This is a genomic window from Stenotrophomonas sp. CCNWLW57, from assembly GCF_037203925.1.
Taxonomy (GTDB): domain Bacteria; phylum Pseudomonadota; class Gammaproteobacteria; order Xanthomonadales; family Xanthomonadaceae; genus Stenotrophomonas; species Stenotrophomonas rhizophila_A.
This window is the reverse complement of sequence record NZ_JBBCBJ010000002.1, coordinates 684,909-700,534: the sequence shown is the minus strand read 5'-3', so window position 1 is coordinate 700,534 and position 15,626 is coordinate 684,909. Positions and strand designations below refer to the sequence as shown.

The 15,626-nt window shown below is 67.7% G+C and carries 13 protein-coding genes and 1 riboswitch; of the genes, 5 read left to right on the top strand and 8 right to left on the bottom strand.

The genetic code is table 11. The features are described 5' to 3' along the window. Nucleotides 1–185: 185 nt before the first annotated feature. From V9K91_RS07975 to V9K91_RS07965, 3 genes are all read right to left on the bottom strand, one after another. On the bottom strand, nucleotides 186–824 hold the full coding sequence (locus V9K91_RS07975) for a hemolysin III family protein (protein ID WP_210131417.1): 639 nt from the start codon (nucleotides 822–824) through the stop codon (nucleotides 186–188). A gap of 57 nt (nucleotides 825–881) precedes the next feature. Beyond that, nucleotides 882–2,486: a peptide chain release factor 3 gene (locus V9K91_RS07970; RefSeq protein WP_210130867.1), complete on the bottom strand. Its 1,605-nt coding sequence runs from the start codon at nucleotides 2,484–2,486 to the stop codon at nucleotides 882–884. A gap of 75 nt (nucleotides 2,487–2,561) precedes the next feature. Continuing rightward, nucleotides 2,562–3,452 (bottom strand): M23 family metallopeptidase, encoded by an 891-nt coding sequence (locus V9K91_RS07965; RefSeq protein ID WP_068853690.1) that lies wholly within the window; start codon nucleotides 3,450–3,452, stop codon nucleotides 2,562–2,564. Nucleotides 3,453–3,598: 146 nt separating this feature from the next. Continuing rightward, nucleotides 3,599–3,718, top strand: a riboswitch (SAM riboswitch). 78 nt (nucleotides 3,719–3,796) lie between these two features. Between V9K91_RS07965 and V9K91_RS07960 the strand changes: the two genes are divergently transcribed. Genes V9K91_RS07960 through V9K91_RS07950 form a run of 3 tightly spaced genes read left to right on the top strand, consistent with a single transcriptional unit; the run spans nucleotide 3,797 to nucleotide 7,154 of the window. Continuing rightward, on the top strand, nucleotides 3,797–4,825 hold the full coding sequence (locus tag V9K91_RS07960) for a homoserine O-succinyltransferase (protein WP_068853689.1): 1,029 nt from the start codon (nucleotides 3,797–3,799) through the stop codon (nucleotides 4,823–4,825). Then, the gene (locus V9K91_RS07955) at nucleotides 4,822–6,066 is read left to right on the top strand and encodes an O-succinylhomoserine (thiol)-lyase (protein WP_336443203.1); all 1,245 of its coding nucleotides are present in this window, start codon (nucleotides 4,822–4,824) and stop codon (nucleotides 6,064–6,066) included. Before V9K91_RS07960 ends, V9K91_RS07955 begins: the two co-directional genes overlap by 4 nt. Then, nucleotides 6,063–7,154 (top strand): homoserine dehydrogenase, encoded by a 1,092-nt coding sequence (locus V9K91_RS07950; RefSeq protein ID WP_336443204.1) that lies wholly within the window; start codon nucleotides 6,063–6,065, stop codon nucleotides 7,152–7,154. The genes V9K91_RS07955 and V9K91_RS07950 overlap by 4 nt, the downstream gene beginning before the upstream one ends. Here V9K91_RS07950 and V9K91_RS07945 read toward each other — a convergent pair. Both V9K91_RS07945 and V9K91_RS07940 read right to left on the bottom strand, forming a co-directional pair. After that, nucleotides 7,117–8,112, bottom strand: coding sequence for an alpha/beta hydrolase (locus V9K91_RS07945; RefSeq protein WP_336443205.1), 996 nt, complete (start codon nucleotides 8,110–8,112; stop codon nucleotides 7,117–7,119). The genes V9K91_RS07950 and V9K91_RS07945 overlap by 38 nt on opposite strands. Before the next feature lie 50 nt (nucleotides 8,113–8,162). Continuing rightward, complete coding sequence (locus V9K91_RS07940; RefSeq protein WP_068853685.1) at nucleotides 8,163–9,545, bottom strand: L-serine ammonia-lyase; 1,383 nt, start codon at nucleotides 9,543–9,545, stop codon at nucleotides 8,163–8,165. An 86-nt stretch (nucleotides 9,546–9,631) separates the two neighbouring features. Here V9K91_RS07940 and V9K91_RS07935 point away from each other — a divergent pair, with 86 nt between their 5' ends. Beyond that, entirely contained in the window at nucleotides 9,632–9,859 is a 228-nt protein-coding gene (locus V9K91_RS07935) for a glutaredoxin family protein (protein ID WP_210131416.1), read from the top strand. Between the two features lie 33 nt (nucleotides 9,860–9,892). On the opposite strand, the gene V9K91_RS07930 is transcribed toward V9K91_RS07935, so the two are convergent. From V9K91_RS07930 to V9K91_RS07920, 3 genes are read right to left on the bottom strand one after another with little or no spacing between them, the layout of a single operon-like run. Beyond that, complete coding sequence (locus V9K91_RS07930; protein WP_249832946.1) at nucleotides 9,893–10,465, bottom strand: YceI family protein; 573 nt, start codon at nucleotides 10,463–10,465, stop codon at nucleotides 9,893–9,895. A gap of 2 nt (nucleotides 10,466–10,467) precedes the next feature. Beyond that, nucleotides 10,468–11,040, bottom strand: coding sequence for a cytochrome b (locus V9K91_RS07925; protein WP_095364380.1), 573 nt, complete (start codon nucleotides 11,038–11,040; stop codon nucleotides 10,468–10,470). After that, nucleotides 11,037–11,723 (bottom strand): YceI family protein, encoded by a 687-nt coding sequence (locus V9K91_RS07920; protein ID WP_249832945.1) that lies wholly within the window; start codon nucleotides 11,721–11,723, stop codon nucleotides 11,037–11,039. The genes V9K91_RS07925 and V9K91_RS07920 overlap by 4 nt, the downstream gene beginning before the upstream one ends. Nucleotides 11,724–11,877: 154 nt before the next feature. Between V9K91_RS07920 and V9K91_RS07915 the strand changes: the two genes are divergently transcribed. Further along, nucleotides 11,878–15,456: an ATP-binding protein gene (locus V9K91_RS07915; RefSeq protein WP_336443206.1), complete on the top strand. Its 3,579-nt coding sequence runs from the start codon at nucleotides 11,878–11,880 to the stop codon at nucleotides 15,454–15,456. Nucleotides 15,457–15,626: the final 170 nt, after the last annotated feature.

The following is a 15,626-nucleotide window of genomic DNA, read 5'->3' as shown; positions in this document are numbered from 1 at the left end:
CTGCCGGCCAGCGGCCGGCACCACCATGCCCGTCTGCCGGAGGGGCCGCCGGCCCCTTCAGCAACACAGTTGCTACAAGGACGTACTTGCGGCGTGTCCCGGCGACCCACCCACACCGCCCCTAAACAGCAAGCAAACGGCAACCTGCTGTTGCTGTTGCTGTTGCTGTTGCGGTTGCCGTTGCTTCAAAGAATCTGTGCAGTAACCGCAACGAAGTGACAGACACTTCCGCCGATCACGAACAGGTGCCAGATCGCGTGGGAGTAAGGGATGGATTCGCGGTGGTAGAAATAGGTGCCCAGCGTGTAGGACAGGCCACCGGCAAACAGCCAGCCCAGTGTCCAGCCGTCGATGTGGGACCACATCGGCTTGATCGCCACCAGCACCATCCAGCCCATCGCGATGTAGATGATGGTGGAGAGCAGCTTGAAGCGGCCGGTGAAGAACAGCTTGAAGATCACCCCCGCCAGTGCCAGCGCCCAGATCGCGGTGAACATGCCCCAGCCCCACGGGCCGCGAAGGCCGATCAGGGTGAATGGAGTATAGGTGCCGGCGATCAGCAGGTAGATCGCGCAGTGGTCGAACACCTTCAGCCGGCCCTTGGCGATCGGGTGCTGGATGGCGTGGTAGAGCGTGGAGGCTGTGTAGAGCAGCAGCAGCGCCACGCCGAACACGATGGCGCTGGCCAGCTGCCAGGCGTCGCCGTAGATGGCGGCCAGGGTGATCAATACCGCGCTGCCGGCGAGCGCGGCGACCGCGCCCAGCCCGTGGGTCAGGGCGCTGGCGATTTCTTCACGTACGGAAGCAACAGAGGTCATGGCGATGATCGTCGCGCGGGGAGGGGGAGCCCGCTCCCCCCTATCATCGCCGGTTTCACCAGGTCAGGCGACCGACACGCTGTGCGCGGCTTCGCGGGTTGCCGCGAAGCGCACGTCCGGCGCGCGTTCCTGCGCCAGCTGCAGGTTGACCCGGGTCGGCGCCAGGTAGACCAGCTGGCCCGCCGCGTCGATGCTGAGGTTGCCCGCATTCTTCTCGCGGAACTCTTCCAGCTTCTTTGCATCGTTGCAGGTCACCCAGCGTGCCGTGGTCACGCTCACCGGCTCGAAGGTCGCCTCCACGCCGTACTCGTCCTTCAGCCGGTAGGCGGCCACGTCGAACTGCAGCACACCCACCGCGCCCAGGATCAGGTCGTTGCTCATCAGCGGGCGGAAGAACTGGGTGGCGCCTTCTTCGGACAGCTGCGCAAGGCCCTTCTGCAGCTGCTTGAGTTTGAGAGGATCGCGCAGGCGCGCGCGACGGAACAGTTCCGGCGCGAAGTTCGGGATGCCGGTGAAGCTCACCGCTTCGCCTTCGGTGAACGTGTCGCCGATGGAAATGGTGCCGTGGTTGTGGATGCCGATGACATCGCCCGGCCATGCTTCAGCGGCGATTTCGCGATCGCTGGCCATGAAGGTCAGCGCGTTGGCCAGCTTCATTTCCTTGCCCGTGCGCACGTGGAAGGTCTTCATGCCCGCTACGAAGCGCCCCGAACAGACCCGCATGAACGCCACGCGGTCACGGTGCTGCGGGTCCATGTTGGCCTGGATCTTGAACACGAAGCCGGTCAGCTTGTTTTCCTGCGGCGCGATCACCCGACCGGTGGTGGCGCGTGCCTGCGGCGACGGCGCGTGCTCGACGAAGAAGTCCAGCAGCGGCTGCACGCCGAAGTTGTTCACGCCCGAACCGAAGAACACCGGCGTCTGCCTGCCGGCCAGGTAGGCGTCAAGATCGAACGCGTGGCTGGCGCCCTGCACCAGTTCCAGCTCGTCGCGCAGCTCGGCCAGCATGCCCGCGCCGATCTTTTCGGCCAGGCCCGGTGAATCGATCGACGGGAAAATGGTCGAATCCTGCCGGGTGAAGTTGCGGCCCTGTTCGTACAGGTGCACTTCGCCGCTGATCAGGTGGACCACGCCCTTCAGGCGCTGGCCCATGCCGATCGGCCAGGTCACCGGCGCGCACTGGATGCCCAGCACGCTTTCCACCTCGTCCAGCAGGTCGATCGGCTCCTTGCCCTCGCGGTCGAGCTTGTTGATGAAGGTCATGATCGGGGTGTCGCGCAGGCGGCACACCTCCATCAGCTTGATCGTGCGCTCTTCCACGCCCTTGGCCACGTCGATCACCATCAGCGCCGAGTCCACCGCGGTAAGCACGCGATAGGTATCCTCGCCGAAGTCGGCGTGGCCGGGGGTGTCGAGCAGGTTGACGATCTTGCCTTCGTACGGGAACTGCATCACCGATGAGGTGACCGAGATGCCGCGCTCCTTTTCCAGCGCCATCCAGTCCGAGGTGGCATGGCGCGCGGCCTTGCGGCCCTTGACCGAGCCGGCCATCTGGATCGCACCGCCGAACAGCAGCAGCTTCTCGGTCAGCGTGGTCTTGCCGGCGTCAGGGTGGGAGATGATGGCGAAGGTGCGGCGGCGCGCAGCTTCGGTAGCGACTTCGGACATGGCGTGACGCGCCCGCCCGGGGCGCTTCTCATGGAGATAAGCCCGCCAGTATACCGGGCCGCCCCGCCCGGCGGGTCAGTGGCTGGCCGCGTCGCCGCCGTCAGCCGCTTCACGCGCGAAGTGCAGCTCGCCCTGGGGGGCCACGATGCGTACCGGAATCGAGCGCAGCTGCATGCCGGCATTGGCCTGGACCACGAAATGCAGGTGTGGGGCGGTGCTGTAGCCGGTGTTGCCGGACACACCGATGCGCTGGCCGGCCTCGACCCGCTGGCCGCTGCGCACCAGTACCCCGTTTTCGCGCAGGTGGGCGTACACGGCCATGCTGCCGTCTTCATGCAGGACACGGATGAAGTTGGCGCGGTCGCGGTCGCGCGCGGGATCCTGCCCGTTGCCGCTGAAGTTGCCCTGCACCTGCATCACCTTGCCCGCGCGGGCAGCAAGCACCGGGGTGCCTTCGGGCAGGGCGAAGTCCACCGCGTCGCGGTTTTCAGCATCGTTGTGGCTGAAACGCCCCTGCGGCGCCTGGCTGACCTGGAACCGTCGCGCATCGAAAGGCAGCTGGTAGGCCACGTCCTGCGGCCGCGCAGCCGGGTCGCCGGGAACCGCGTCCAGCAGCAGGTTCAGGCGTTCGGTATCCGGTGGCAGCTGCAGCCGCGCCACCACCACGCTCGCCGAGCCGGGCAGCACGGTTTGAAGGGGCAGCCCGGGCAGCAGCGCGGCACCTGCGTCCTGGCGCAGGGCGATCTGCACCGGACCGGTGAGGTGGTTGTCGACCCGCGCCTGCCAGTACGCGGCACCCCCTTCGAGCTTCACCGAGGCCAGCGTGCCGCTCCGCGCCCCCTGCGGCGCCTGGTCGGCCGGGCGCACCAATCCCCAGCCGCCGCGCCAGTCCGCTCCACCGTTGGATTCAGCGGCCGGTGCCATCAACGGGCACGCCAGCAGTGTGAGCAGCAGGATCCGGCGCATCAGCGAGCTTCCAGTAAGGGTGCGCGGACTCTACGCAACCGCGTTCGTTCAGGAAAGAGGGGCGGCTGCGGGCTGATGAGAAAAAACTATATCGCTTCATCCAGATGGAAGGATTGACATGCCCGGAATGTGCTGGCATCGTGGCTCCACCATCGAGACCGGCAGAGGGACAGGCCCTTTGAAGCCGGGGCAGCCCGCAGGCGCGAAAGCGACCTGCGTAGGTGCCAAATCCTGCGGGGACCGTGGTGTCTTCCGAAAGATGGTTCGAACCGTGCACCGTGCGTGCGCTTCGAACGCGAGCTCCGCGAAAGCTCGATGGCCGTTTTCCTCTTCGGGATATCGCCATGAGTTTCGCCACCGCCGCCATTGCTTCGGACTCCTTCGCCCCCTTGAGCGTTCCGGTTGATGCCGGGCGCAGCGCCGTTCGCGGCGAGATCGCCGCGATCCTGTCGATGCGCCACGGGGGGGCACGTCCGGTGCGGCTGCGCTACGAACTGGTGGGCCGTGAACAGGCGCCCGTGGTGGTGCTGGCCGGTGGCATTTCCGCACACCGGCATGTGGCCGCCAACGCCGAGTTCCCCGAGAAGGGCTGGGCAGAGGGCCTGGTAGCACCCGGTCGTGCGCTGGATCCGGCCTCGCGCCGCATCCTGGCCTTCGATTTCATCGGTGCCGACGGCGCACTGGACCTGCCGATCGACACCGCCGACCAGGCCGATGCCCTCGCCCTGCTGCTCGATCACCTCGGCATTACCCAGCTGCAGTGCTTCGTGGGCTACTCCTACGGTGCGCTGGTGGGCCAGCAGTTCGCAGTGCGCCACCCGCAGCGGTTGGCCAAACTGGTCGCGGTCAGCGGCGCGCATCGCCCGCATCCCTACGCCGCCGCCTGGCGCGCGCTGCAGCGCCGCGCGGTTGCGCTGGGCCAGCTGCAGTGCGGCGAAAGCCACGGCCTGGCGCTGGCCCGGCAGTTCGCCATGCTCAGCTACCGCACCCCGGAAGAATTTGGCGAGCGCTTCGATGCACCGCCGGAAGTGGTCAACGGGCGTGTCCGCGTGGCGGCCGAAGATTACCTGGATGCCGCCGGCGCGCAGTACGTCGCGCGCACCCCGGTGGAGGCCTACCTGCGCCTGTCCGAATCGATCGACCTGCACCGCATCGACCCCGCCGCGATCAGCGTACCCACCGTCGTGGTGGCCGTAGAAGGCGACCGCCTGGTGCCGCTGGCCGACCTGGTCGGCCTGGTCGAAGGGCTGGGCCCGCGCGGCAGCCTGCGCGTGCTGCGCTCGCCCTATGGCCATGACGCCTTCCTCAAAGAAACCGATCGCATCGACGCGATCCTCGCCACCGCATTCCGTACCCCGGGAGAACACGCATGAGCCAGTCCGCCGGTTCCGAGCCGACCTGTAGCCGAGTCACCGCCGCCGTGCGCGCCGGTATCGATCGCGATACCGCGCACGGGGCGGTGACCCCACCGATCGTGCTGTCGTCGAACTTCAGCTTCGATGGCTTCGGCAACAAGCGCCAGTACGACTACACCCGCAGCGGCAACCCCACCCGTGACCTGCTGGGCGAGGCGCTGGCCGAACTCGAAGGCGGTGCTGGCGGGGTGATCACCTCCACCGGCATGGGCGCGATCAACCTGGTGCTCAATGCGCTGCTGGAACCGGGCGATACCCTGGTGGTGCCACACGACGCATACGGCGGCAGCTGGCGCCTGTTCAACGCGCTGGCGAAAAAGGGCCACTTCCAGCTGGTCACCGCCGACCTGACCGACCCGCGTTCGCTGGCCGACGCGCTGGCGCGGTCGCCCACGCTGGTGTTGATCGAGACTCCGTCCAACCCGCTGCTGCGAATCACCGACCTGCGCTTCGTCATCGATGCCGCGCACCGCGCCGGTGCGAAGGTGGTGGTCGACAACACCTTCCTGTCACCGGCGCTGCAGCAGCCGATCGCCTTCGGCGCCGATGTGGTGCTGCATTCGACCACCAAGTACATCAACGGCCACAGCGATGTGGTCGGTGGCGCCGTGGTGGCGCGCGATCCGGCGCTGCACGAGCAGCTGGTGTGGTGGGCCAACGCGCTGGGCCTGACCGGTTCGCCGTTCGATGCCTTCCTGACCCTGCGCGGCCTGCGGACGCTTGGTGCGCGGCTGCGCGTGCACCAGGAAAACACCGCCGACATCGTGAAGCTGCTGGCCGCCAGCGATGCGGTGGCCAACGTCTACTACCCCGGCCTGGAATCTCATCCCGGCCACGCGATTGCCGCGCGCCAGCAGAGCGGGTTCGGCGCGATGCTGTCTTTCGAACTGGCCTCGTGCCCGGGCGATGACCCGCACGCGGCGGTGCGCGCCTTCGTCGATGGCCTGCGCTGCTTCACCCTTGCCGAATCGCTGGGCGGGGTGGAAAGCCTGGTCGCGCACCCGGCCACCATGACCCACGCGGCGATGACCGCCGAGGCCCGCGCCCATGCGGGGATCAGTGAAGGCCTGCTGCGCCTGTCGGTGGGTATCGAAGCGGCTGAAGACCTGGTCGCGGACCTGCAGGCCGGCCTGGAGCGGGCCCAGGCGGTAATCGACCGCCAGGCGCAGCTGGCCCGGCGCAGGCTGGTGGACGCATGAGCGCGGTACTGCCTTTCGCGCGCCCGGCGCCACGTCGGTTGGCGTTGCTGGGTACGGGCACCGTTGGAACCGCGTTCGTGCAGCGCTACCAGGCGCTCGAGGCACGAGGCGTCGAGTTGCCGCAGTTTTCGTGGCTGGCCAACTCGCGCACGGCACGCGCCTGCGAACAGCAGCCGGCGCAGGCCCTGGCGCGCGCCAACGATGCCGCGCGCACGGTGCCAGCGCTGCAACCCTGGGCCGAAGCCGAAGGTCTGCAACGCGGTGACGTGGTGGTGGACGCCACCGCCAGCGACGATGTGGCCAACTGGCATGAGCAGTGGCTGGCGCGCGGCGTGCACGTGGTGACGGCCAACAAGCTGGGGCAGGGCGCACAGCTGGCGCGTGCACAGGCCATCGCCGGCAGCGGGCTGGACGGTGGTGCGCGTTACGGCGACAGCGCCACGGTTGGCGCAGGGTTGCCGCTGTTGAGCAGCCTGCGCGGGCTGGTGGCCGGCGGCGACCGTATCCACCGGGTGGAAGGCGTGCTGTCGGGGTCGTTGGCGTGGCTGTTCCACCACTACGACGGTCAGCGCCCCTTCTCGGCGTGGGTGCGCGAGGCGGCGGGCGCGGGGTACACCGAGCCGGACCCGCGCGTGGACCTGTCCGGTGAGGACGTGCGCCGCAAACTCCTGATCCTTGCCCGCGCCAGCGGCATCGCGCTGCGCGCCGAACAGGTGGCCGTGAACTCGCTGGTGCCCGATGCACTGGCGGTGCTGCCGACCACCCAGGCGATCGAACAGCTGGCCCTGCTGGACGCGCCGCTGCAGCGGCACTGGGAGCAGGCACGCGCGCAGGGCGGTTGCCTGCGCTTCATCGGCGGCTTCGACCATGACGGCGCCACGGTCGGGCTGCGGATCGTGCCGCTGGACCATCCGCTGGCCGGCGGTGCGCAGACCGACAACCGCGTGGCGATCCACAGCGACCGCTACAACGCGCAGCCGTTGTTGATCCAGGGGCCGGGTGCGGGGGCCGGGATCACCGCCGCCGCCTTGTTGGACGACGTGTTGTCGATCACTCGCCCTTCAACGCCTTCAACAACGCCGCGTTGAACCGCGACGGGTCCTGCACCTGCGGCGAATGTCCCAGGTCGTCGAAGCTCACCAGCGTCGCGCCGGGGATCGCGGCGGCGGCAGCCTTGCCCAGGGCAGGGTAGTCGCCCAGCGCAGCTTTCAATGCAGGCGGGGCCAGGTCACGCCCGATCGCGGTGCGGTCCTTCTGGCCGATGAAGAGCGTGGTCGGCACGCGGATGTTGGCCAGCTCATGCACGACCGGCTGGTTGAACACCATGTCCGAGGTCAGCGCCTGGCTCCAGGCCACGGCCTGCTTGCCGGGGCCGGCATACATTCCGGCCTGCATGCGTGCCCAGTGTTCGAACTCCGGCGTCCACTGGCCGCTGTAGTAGACGTCAAGCTGGTACTTCTTGATGCTGTCGAAACTGGTGTTCAGTTCGTTGGCATACCACGCATCCACACTGCGCCAGGGCACGCCCTTGGCCTTCCAGTCTTCCAGCCCGATCGGATTGACCAGTGCCAGCTGGCGCAGCTGCTGCGGATACATCAGCGCGAACCGCGCGGCCAGCATGCCGCCCATCGAATGGCCGACCAGGTCGACTTTGGTGGTGTCCAGTTTGAGATGCGCCAACAGCGCCTGCGTGTTTGCTGCCAGCTGGCCGAAGGAGTACTGGTAGCGCAGTGGCTTGCTCGATTTGCAGAAGCCGATCTGGTCCGGCGTAATTACCCGGTAGCCGGCGCTGCTCAACGCGGTGATGGCATCACGCCAGGTGCCCGCGCAGAAATTCTTGCCGTGCAACAGCACCACCGTGCCGACCTGGCGGCCGGCAGGCGCCACGTCCAGGTAGGCCATTTCCAGCGGCTGGCGCTGCGAATCGAAGCTGAAGGTCTTGATCGGCCAACCGTAGTCGAAGGCCTGCAGGCGCGCGTCGTAGGTGTCGGCGGCGAACGAGGTCAGGGGCAGGCAGGCAAGCAGGGCGGCGGCCAGGATGCGCATGGCGGTCTCCAGTGGGGGAACCCCGAGGATAACCGCCCACGCGTCTCCGATCAGCACTCGATGACGTTGACCGCGAGCCCGCCGCGGCTGGTTTCCTTGTATTTGTCCTGCATGTCGCGGCCGGTATCGCGCATGGTCTTGATCACCTTGTCCAGCGACACCTTGTGCTTGCCGTCGCCGCGCATGGCCATGCGCGAGGCGTTGATCGCCTTCACCGCGCCCATCGCATTGCGCTCGATGCAGGGAATCTGCACCAGCCCGCCGATCGGGTCGCAGGTCAGGCCCAGGTTGTGTTCCATGCCGATTTCGGCGGCGTTCTCGATCTGGCTGGGATTGCCACCCAGCGCGGCGACCAGGCCGCCGGCGGCCATCGAGCAGGCCACGCCCACTTCGCCCTGGCAGCCGACTTCGGCACCGGAAATCGAGGCGTTTTCCTTGTACAGGATGCCGATCGCGGCCGAGGTGAGCAGGAAATCGAACACGCGCTGTTCGTTGGCACCGGGGCAGAAGCGGTCGAAGTAATGCAGCACCGCCGGCAGCACGCCGGCCGCACCATTGGTCGGCGCGGTGACGACGCGGCCACCAGCCGCGTTCTCTTCGTTGACCGCCAGCGCGTACAGGTTGACCCAGTCCAGCGTGGTGAGCGGGTCGCGCATGGCCGCTTCCGGCTTGGATGAAAGCTCGCGGTACAGCGCCGGGGCGCGGCGCGACACATGCAGGCCACCGGGCAGGGTGCCTTCCTGGCGGATGCCCCGGGCGCAGCATTGCTGCATCGCGTCCCAGATCTCGCGCAGCTGGTCGCGGATCTCGTCTTCGCTGCGCCAGCACTTCTCGTTCTCGAACATCAGCTGGGCAATGCTCAGCCCACTACGTGCGGTCTGCGCCAGCAGCTCGTCGCCGCTCTTGAACGGATAGGGCAGCGGGGTTTCATCGGGCACGATGCGGTCATCGGCCGCGTCGTCCTGGTTGACCACGAAGCCACCGCCCACCGAGTAGTAATCGCGCGTGGCGATCACCTGGTCCTGCGCGTCGTACGCGGTGAAGCGCATGCCATTGGTGTGGTAGGGCAGCTTCTGGCGCTTGTTCAGGCCCAGGTCGCGCTTCTCGTCGAAGGCGATCTCATGGGTGCCCATCAACCGGATGCGCTTGCTGCTGCGGATCCGCTCGAGCGTGCCGGGAATGATGTCCGGATCGATCAGGTTCGGTCGCTGGCCTTCCAGGCCCAGCAGCACGGCCTTGTCAGTGCCATGGCCGCGGCCGGTCAACGCCAGCGAGCCATACACGTCGGCGCGGATGCGCACCACGTCCTGCAGGCAGCCCGGGTCCAGCAGCCAGCGGTGCACGAAGCGTTCGGCGGCCTTCATCGGTCCTACGGTGTGCGAGGAGCTCGGGCCAATGCCGATCTTGAAAACGTCGAACGTGCTGACAGCCATGATTGCCAAACTGCGGGTATCGGATGGAGCACTATTCTATGCTGTCCGGGCCCGCCACCCTGGCTGCAACGCAACATATCGACCTTATGTTCATCCTGTACCAGCGCGACGACTGCCACCTCTGCGACCTGGCCCTTGCGGTCCTGGCCCAGGCCCGGGTCCCCGGGCTCGACAGTGTGTTCATCGATGATGACGCGGCCCTGGAGGCCCGCTATGGCAGCCGGGTGCCGGTGCTGTGCGATGGGCAGGGGCGTGAGCTGGACTGGCCCTTTGATGCGTCCACCCTGTCGGCGTGGATGAGCGGGCAGCGGTAGCGCCGGCCGTTGGCCGGCGCCACGGGAGGGGGGTTACTTCGCCTGCAGCTTGACCACGGTGCTGATCGCGGTGTCGTCCGGGATGTTCCTGGTGTCCTTCCAGTCGTCACCGCCGCCCACGCCGAAGTCCAGGCGCTTGACCGTAGCCTTGCCGGTCAGCACCGGGTTGGGACCGGGCTTCCATTCGAAGGTGAAGGTGACCGGCTTGCTCACCCCGCGCAGTTCCAGCGTGCCATTGGCCACGTACTTGTCGCCGCTCTTGGTGAAGCCTTTGGCGGTGTATCGGGCTGTGGCGAACTTGGCCACATTGAAGAATTCCGCACCCTGCAGTGTCGAATCGCGGTCGCTGTTGCCCGACGTTGCGCCGGCCAGTGGAATGGTCACGTCCAGCGTGCCGGCGGCGGGGTCGACCGGATCGAAGCTGACCTTGGTCGAGAAGCCGGGGAAACTTCCGGTGAACACTTCACCGTCATATTTGGTGGCAAAAACCAACGTGGAGCCGTTGTTGGCGGCCTGCACGTAGTCGGCGGCCAGCACCGGGGCGGTGGCCATCAGGCCGGCCAGCGCGGCAGCCACGGCGGCGGGGGAGGTGAGCTTGATGTTCATCGTCAGTCCTTCTGGGGGGAGGCGAGCCAGCCCTGCGGCAGCATGCGCGCAAGCGTGGCATCGCGTTGGAAAAGGTGGTGGTACAAGGCAGCGCCGGCATGGGCGACCACCACGGCGATCAGCACCCAGAAGCCCCACTCATGGATGGCATGGGAGATGTCGCGCGCGCCCGGGTTGGGCGCGACCAGCTTGGGCACGTCGACCAGCCCGAACCAGCGGAACGGCCGCAGGCCACTGGCCGAATCGTAGACCCAGCCCGACAACGGCAGCGCGAACATCAGCACGTACAGCAGCCAGTGGGTGGCCGAGGCGATGCGTTCCTGCCAGGTCGGGGTGCCGGGTACCGGTTCGGGCGCGCCGGCATACAGGCGCCAGCCCAGGCGCAGCGCCACCAGGGCCAGCACGGTGATGCCCAGCGATTTGTGTGCGGTGTAGACCCAGAAGTACTTCGGGGTGCGTGGCAGTTCGCCCATGGTCAGGCCGACGATGCCGAGCACGAGGATGAGCAGGGCGATCAGCCAGTGCAGTCCCTGGCTGACACTGCCCCAGCGGTCATGGGTGTTTCGGGTCGTCATGGCGAGCGCTTCCGGGCTGGCGAAGTAGAGGGAGTGTCGGAGTCGTCGATCGGTTCCGGAGTTCCCGGCGCGTCGACGGACGGTGTGTCCTGCGGATCGGTGGCATTGCGGTCGCGAAGGGCTTCGGCTTCGATGCGCAGCTGGACCTGGTCGCCGATCATCGACGGCCACGCATCCACCCCGAACGCGCTTCGGCTCAGGGTGGCGGTGGCTGAAAACCCAGCGGTACGGCGGAATGGCGGCATCGGGTGGCGCTTGACCGCGTTGAGCGTGACGTCAAGCGCGACCTCGTGGCTGACCCCGCGCAGGGTCAGTTCACCGATCACCCGCGCATGGGTGGCATCGACCGGTTCGACGCGGGTGGAAACGAACCGGGCCTCGGGATGGCGCTCGGCATCGAGCAGGTTGCGCGCCAGCGCGGCCTTGTTCCATTTGTCATCGCCAAGATCCAGGCGTTGCAGCGGCACGCTGACCGTGAGCGTGGCGCTGCTCCAGTTGTCGGGATCGAAGGCAAGCACGCCTTCGCTGCCCGAGACGGTGCCCAGTGCCTGCGAGAAACCGGCGTGCTCCACCGCGAACAGCACCCGTGTATGCACCGGGTCGAGGCGGTAGGTATCGGGCGCGGCGCTCACCGCCCAGGGGGCGGTACACAACAGCAGGGCAAGGGTCAGGCGCTTGGTCACAGCCGGCTCCGTTCAGGGCTGGGCCGATCATACGCGCTGGTCCGTGATGCCTGGCAGCACCATGGCTGCAACAGATCGTGGTGCGCCCAGCGGCGCGCGACCGGGGCGTTGTGCGGCGCACTGTGTGACAATCCCGGGCAACAGGGAGAACTCGATGGCGTTGAGCGCGCGCGGTTGGCGGGCAGGCATCGTGCTGCTGGCACTGGCGTTGTATGCGGTGCCGTCGGCGTTGTGGGCCGCAGGGACATCGGCAGAGACACCGCGCATGCGCCGCCTCGGCGCCGCCGAAGGCATGCCCTCGCGCATGGTGCTTGCCCTGGCGCAGGACCGGCAGGGCTACATCTGGGCCGCCACCGATGATGGCCTGGCCCGCATCGACGGCGTTGGCCTGCGGGTCTGGCGCAATGAACCCGACGATCCCGGCTCGCTGCCGGGCAACGAGATCGAGACGCTGCTGGTCGATCCGCTGGATCGGGTCTGGGTGGGAAGCAACGGCGTTGGCCTGAGCATGCTCGGGCCTGGCCGCGAACGCTTCGAGCGGTTCCCGGACATCGACCAGCATTGCGAGGGGCAGTTCTGGTCGCTGGCGTATGCGGGCAAGGCCTTGTGGATCGGCACCAACCGCCATGGCATCTGCCGGCGGGAAGAGGACGGGACGCTGGTCCGCTACCAGGCCAACGCGGCCGATCCGACAGCGCTTCCCGACGACACCATCTACAGCCTGCTGTCCGATCCTGCAGGCCATGTCTGGGTGGGTACCGGCAGTGGCGTGGCGCGCTGGGACGGCCGCGGCTTCACCCGGATCGCCCCGGCGGTGCTGGGCGGCAAAAGCGTGTTCCGGTTGACCCGCGACCCCGATGGCACGGTGTGGGCCGGTACCGAGGGTGGGCTGTTCCGGATCAGTCCCGATGGCGACGCGCGCCCGGCACCGTGGAAGGTGGGCGCCGATGTGCGTGCCGCCTCGGTGCTGCATGATCGCAATGGCGGCTACTGGCTGGGCACGGCCGACGGCCTGTATCGCGGCGATGATGCCCAGCTGCGCCTGCTGGCCGGCGATGGCGGCAGCGGATTCCTGACCGAACGCAGCGGCGTGCTGGACATGCTGCAGGACCACGAGGGGGGACTGTGGGTGGCCATGTTGACCCAGGGTCTGGCCTACCTCCCTCCGGACTGGAAGCGTTTCTCCACCTGGTACCAGCTCGATGGAAAACCCCTGGACAGTGCGTACCTGCTCGGGGCAGCTGCGGCAGGCAACGACTATTACGTCGCCGGGGCGCATGGGGTGTACCGGCTGGATGCGGGCGGAAGCCTGCACCAGATAGCCACTGAGAAGCAGATCGGCGTGGGAGCGGTCAGGTCGGTGTTGCCGCGCGCCGATGGTGCGCTCTGGCTCGGTCGGGCCGGAAGGCTGGGGCTGTTCCAGCCAAAGACCGGACAGCTGCGCGAGTGGAAGATCGGAGGCGGCGCGGATGTGCGCCAACGCATTGAGCTGATCCGCGAAGCGCCCAACGGTGATCTGTGGATGTCGATCACCAACTACGGCGTGCAGCGCCGCGACGCGCAGGGCAAGCTGCTCGACGACATCCGCATCGGTGACGGCCGCGGCCTGGTCGATGTGCCGGTGGAGCAGATGCTGTTCGATCCGCGCGGCGGGCTGTGGATCATGGGCGACATGGGCGAGATGGGGCTGCTGCGGTGGCAGAAGGACCGCTTTGAACGCGTGCCCGGCATTGCGCCCGGCAACCTCTTCGACATGGCCTGGGTCAGTGCCGATGAGGTCTGGATGGCGCGCAGTGGCGCACTCGAGCGCTACCGGTGGGACGGGCTCAGCATGACGCTCCGCGAGCGGGTTGGTGCCGCGCAGGGAATGCCGCCGGTGTCGATGGGCGGCATCGCGCTTGGCCGTAACGGCCAGGTCTGGGCCACCACCACGCGTGGCCTGGTGTGCTGGCATTCACGCGAACGTCGGCTGCGGCTGTACGGCGAGAAGGACGGGTTGCCGGATCGGGAATTCAGCGGACGCCCACCCGTGGCCGGTGCCGACGGCCGGGTGCTGGCCGTCACCGCGACCGGGTTGGTGGGTTTCGACCCGGATGCAGCAGACACGCCGCTGCCGCCTTCGCAACTGGTCATCGACAACATCCAGGTACGCCGCGACGATGCCGAAGGCCAGCAGTCGCTGCCGGTCAACGCGCCGCTGGTGCTGGGCCCGGGCGATCGCGATCTGATCATCTCGGCGCGCCTGCTGTCCTATGCCAGCCCGATGGGCAACCGCTACCGCTATCGCGTGTCCGGCTATGACCAGAACTGGGTGATGCAGAACGCCGATGGCGAACGCCTGTTGTCGCGGTTGCCGCCAGGCCAGTACGCCATCGACGTGCAGGCCGCCACCCCGCATGGGGAATGGACACCGTCACGCACGATCACCGTGCAGGTACAGCCACCGTGGTGGCGCAGCAGCTGGGCCGTGCTGGGCTACGTGCTGCTGTGGCTGCTGCTGGTGGCCGCCGTGGCGGCGTTTGCCCGCGCCCGTCTGCGCCGCCGCCAGCAATGGCATCTGACCGTGCACAAGCAGCAGATCGCCGAACAGGCGTCGCAGGCAAAGAGCCGGTTCCTTGCCACGCTCGGCCATGAGGTGCGTACCCCCATGACCGGCGTGCTGGGCATGAGCGAACTGCTGCTGGCCACGCCACTGGACGAGCTGCAGCGCGGCTACGCCGCGTCCATCCAGCACGCCGGTACCCATCTGCTGCGGCTGGTCAATGACGCGCTGGATCTGGCCCGGATCGAAGCGGGGCGGCTGGAACTGGACATCCGGCCGTTTGACCTGATGTCGATGCTGGCCCAGGTCGAAACGCTCATGGAACCGATGGCACATCATCGCGGGCTGGCCTTCGAGCGCAGCTTCAACCTGCCCGGCCCGGTGCAGGTCAGTGGCGACGAGATGCGCGTGCGCCAGATCCTGATGAACCTGCTGGGCAATGCGATCAAGTTCACTGAACACGGCCATGTCGGTCTGGGCATCGAGCTGGTGCCGGGCGGGAGCGGTATCGAGCTGGAGGTCACCGACACCGGGCCAGGCATCAACCAGGACCAGCAGCAGCGCCTGTTCCACCGTTTCGAACAGGCGGACGGCCCGCGGACGGCGTCCCGCTATGGCGGCAGTGGCCTGGGCCTGGCGATCTGCCAGGAACTGGCCGTGGCCATGGGCGGACGCATCGCCATCGACTCCGCGCCCGGACAGGGTGCCCGCTTCACCGTGCACCTGCCGCTGCCGTGGACCGTGCGCCAGCGGCCCGCTGCGGATGCGCCGCTGCATGGCGCGCCGATTGCCCTGCCACCGTTGCGGATCCTGCTGGTGGAAGATGATGCCACCGTAGCTGATGTCATTGCCGGCCTGCTGCAGGCCCGCGGACACACGGTGGTGCATGCCCTGCACGGCTTGGCGGCGTTGTCGGAAGTGGCTGCCGGACGTTTCGACATCGGCCTGCTTGACCTGGACCTGCCCGCGCTGGATGGCATCGCCATCGCCGGGCAGCTGCGCGCCATGGGCTACGCGCTGCCGCTGATCGCGGTGACGGCGCGCTCGGATGCTTACGCCGAACAGCAGGTCCTGGCGGCCGGGTTCGATGGCTTCCTGCGCAAGCCGGTGACCGGCGACCTGCTGGTGTCAGCGATCGCTGCGGCGTGTGCCATCCGCCGCAGCCCGCCCGGGATGGTGACCTCTCCATAGGCTGCGTATCAGAAATCGGCAAATTCAATTCAAAAATTGATTCACTGCTTTGTGACGTCTTTACGGGAACGCGGATGCGCGCTGGCCGCGATCGCCCTACCGTGGCCGCAATGAGAACGATGATGGCGCGGTAGACGGTGACGCCTCCGCGAGAGGCCCTGCGCGGGCAA

Coding starts and splice junctions, on each gene's coding strand:
- V9K91_RS07955 (WP_336443203.1), top strand. CDS start 4,822: ATGAGCCAGTCCGCCGGTTCCGAGCCGACCTGTAGCCGAGTCACCGCC.
- V9K91_RS07970 (WP_210130867.1), bottom strand. CDS start 2,486: ATGTCCGAAGTCGCTACCGAAGCTGCGCGCCGCCGCACCTTCGCCATC.
- V9K91_RS07930 (WP_249832946.1), bottom strand. CDS start 10,465: ATGAACATCAAGCTCACCTCCCCCGCCGCCGTGGCTGCCGCGCTGGCC.
- V9K91_RS07965 (WP_068853690.1), bottom strand. CDS start 3,452: ATGCGCCGGATCCTGCTGCTCACACTGCTGGCGTGCCCGTTGATGGCA.
- V9K91_RS07915 (WP_336443206.1), top strand. CDS start 11,878: ATGGCGTTGAGCGCGCGCGGTTGGCGGGCAGGCATCGTGCTGCTGGCA.
- V9K91_RS07935 (WP_210131416.1), top strand. CDS start 9,632: ATGTTCATCCTGTACCAGCGCGACGACTGCCACCTCTGCGACCTGGCC.
- V9K91_RS07960 (WP_068853689.1), top strand. CDS start 3,797: ATGAGTTTCGCCACCGCCGCCATTGCTTCGGACTCCTTCGCCCCCTTG.
- V9K91_RS07940 (WP_068853685.1), bottom strand. CDS start 9,545: ATGGCTGTCAGCACGTTCGACGTTTTCAAGATCGGCATTGGCCCGAGC.
- V9K91_RS07925 (WP_095364380.1), bottom strand. CDS start 11,040: ATGACGACCCGAAACACCCATGACCGCTGGGGCAGTGTCAGCCAGGGA.
- V9K91_RS07945 (WP_336443205.1), bottom strand. CDS start 8,112: ATGCGCATCCTGGCCGCCGCCCTGCTTGCCTGCCTGCCCCTGACCTCG.
- V9K91_RS07950 (WP_336443204.1), top strand. CDS start 6,063: ATGAGCGCGGTACTGCCTTTCGCGCGCCCGGCGCCACGTCGGTTGGCG.